The organism is Terriglobus sp. YAF25 (assembly GCF_052113305.1).
Lineage (GTDB): Bacteria > Acidobacteriota > Terriglobia > Terriglobales > Acidobacteriaceae > Terriglobus.
On record NZ_JBFRCY010000712.1, the window covers coordinates 1 to 2,349 of the forward strand.

Below are 2,349 nucleotides of genomic sequence, written 5' to 3' on the forward strand. Positions count from 1 at the left end.
GGGATGCAGCAAGGTGACGGTGCTGTCGTCCATGGTGACCATGCCGGTCTGGGTATTGGTACGGGTCGCAGGGGTGTCTTTCTTGAGGACGGCGAAGCTGCCGCTGGAGCGGAGTTCCTTGATCTTGCTCAAGGGGATGGTGACTTCGCCAACGATATCGCTTTTGAAGAGGATGGAATTGCCGACGCCGCGCACCAGGGTTCCGCTCAACTGGTCGCCGTTCTTGAAGACGATGACGTCGGGGTTTGATTTTTCGGCGTTCGGCTTATCTTCCGCCGGCATGATGGCTGGGGCCAGAATCAGGAGCAGCGCCAATCCGCGCGCACGTTTGAACAGGGACATGAACTCGCGATTTCCTCTCAACAAAAATAGGTTTCGTTCGGTTTTGTCTCGGGTTACGGGACCCTCATCCCATAGCCACATCAACGGGCATTCTCATAAGATGATGTCATCTTTCCTTTACGCAGACGAGGCACGTGCCATGAAGTCTCYTATCGATATGATCGTTCGCATTCTTTCCCTCGTAGGTATCTCGAACCCCGAGGACTCGCGAAAGCGCCGGGAGGCCAACGGGCCTAGCTGGSGTGACAAGCTGCCTGAAGACGGGAAAAAATAACCCATGCTGCCTGCGCTACCGCATGCTCCGATCCGCAGCTCTACGATCTCGACCGTCATTGAGTATCTGGCGCTAGGGGTTGGCGCGTTCGCAGGAGCGTTGGCGGTGCGGCGCGATCAGCGCTACCACTATGACTGGATAGGCGTGCTGGGCCTGGGAATGATCTCCGGTGTGGGTGGCGGTGTAACCCGTGACATCATCCTGCAGCAGGGCGTACCGCTCTCGTTTGAACACCCGTCTTATCTCACCTGCGCCCTGGGTGGTGCGAGCCTGGCGCTGTTCTTCGGTTCCGTGGTGGGAGCGCGGGTGCAGCGGTTCATTTTTTTTATCGATGCGGTCTCGCTTGGGCTGTTTGCCGTCGCCGGGGCGACCCGGGCTCAAGATGCAGGCCTGGCGTTTTTACCGTGCCTGTTGCTGGGAATTACCACCGCCGTCGGCGGGGGAGCCCTGCGCGATGTCTTCAGTGGCCGGACCCCGGCCGTCTTTGAGAAGGGTGAGCCGTACGCTCTGGCTGCAACCGCTGCTGCTGCGACTTATCTGATGGCCGAACGGCTGGGGTTCTCCCCGGAGACCAGCTCGACCCTGGGATCTGCAACGGGTTTCCTGCTGCGCCTGTTATCGAATTTCTTCGCCTGGCGAACTCCCTCCATGCGCCTGAACCGTAAGGGGCAGGGCGTGTCATCCAGTTCCTGACTGACCAGCAATTAATTGGCATGCTCCATGCTGGCTGCTGAAAGGCGCCGCTGGTGCCTTTCGGTTTTTCCTTCAAGCCCGCAAGAAAACATCTGCTTGCCAAACGTTGTATGGCGGGCATAGTATCCGTTTCGCAATCGGTTCAGTCCGCCATAGTGGTCGAACCAGCTGCCAAACGTCGTTGAGCTTTACCGCACTATATACGTCGATAACGGCCCAAGGGATGTATTTGATTCCTAAGGCTTTATGCGGAGATAATATGTCTTGGTATGCATACTGTATCGCTGAACGTCAGGCGTTTCCGGAGCTTTCACGTCATCGTCGTCCGATGCCCCTGGAGAACGTAAAGGGCCTCTTTGGAAATCAGGTATTCCTCTTTCCGGCGAGCGACCTCGCTGTTCTGGTATCTGAGCACTCTGAGGAAGATGCAGCACGCATCGATCAGCAGTGCCAGAAGGATCACGCTCGCGTGATCGCCGACTGTTTTAAACAGACGACGCTTCTGCCATTTCGTTTCAACACTACGTTTACGGATGACGACGCGCTGCGGCGGTCGATTCGTTCCAACCATCGCCACTTTGTCGCCAACCTGGAGCGCTTCCAGGGCAAGGCGGAGATGCATTTGAAGGTCCTGGTCGACGATATCGAGGGTGCCTCCAAGATGCAGACCTGCTGTGCCGGCAAAGAGTATCTGGCTGGTCTGCGTGAGCAGGCTGGTCGCCAGCGTGAGCGTCAGGCTCGTGCCCGAGCCCTGTCGGTGCAACTGAATCGTATGTTCCTGCCGCTGGCGGAGGAGATCTCCTGCAAGCGTCTGGACTCCGGCAAGCTGCTGATTGACATCGCTCACCTGATCGATCGCAAGTGTGTGGAGCGTTACCAGAACAAGTACGTTCAGGCGCAGCAGACAATGAAGGATTGCCAGTTCCAGCTTTCCGGTCCCTGGCCGCCGTATCACTTCGTGCATCGTCCTCAGACGGGGCATCAGACCCACCAGCCGGCGGTTCCGGCCCAGGTGGTTGCTGCCGCGGTACGTGTGCCGG

2 protein-coding genes and 1 pseudogene are annotated in these 2,349 nt (G+C 58.0%); 2 read left to right on the top strand and 1 reads right to left on the bottom strand.

The features are described 5' to 3' along the window. Positions 1-342: pseudogene (locus AB4043_RS22735) on the bottom strand (DUF481 domain-containing protein); the annotation flags it as partial. Positions 343-619: 277 nt separating this feature from the next. Between AB4043_RS22735 and AB4043_RS22740 the strand changes: the two are divergent. Next, positions 620-1,309 carry a trimeric intracellular cation channel family protein gene (locus AB4043_RS22740; RefSeq protein WP_442300939.1) on the top strand — a complete coding sequence of 230 codons (690 nt, stop codon included), beginning with the start codon at positions 620-622 and terminating at the stop codon, positions 1,307-1,309. A 259-nt stretch (positions 1,310-1,568) separates the two neighbouring features. Continuing rightward, a partial coding sequence (locus AB4043_RS22745) for a GvpL/GvpF family gas vesicle protein (protein ID WP_442308181.1) occupies positions 1,569-2,349 on the top strand: 781 nt, incomplete at its 3' end.

What these genes read in the sequence shown, in the direction of transcription:
- AB4043_RS22740 (WP_442300939.1), top strand. Translation starts at nt 620, where the DNA reads ATGCTGCCTGCGCTACCGCATGCTCCGATCCGCAGCTCTACGATCTCG.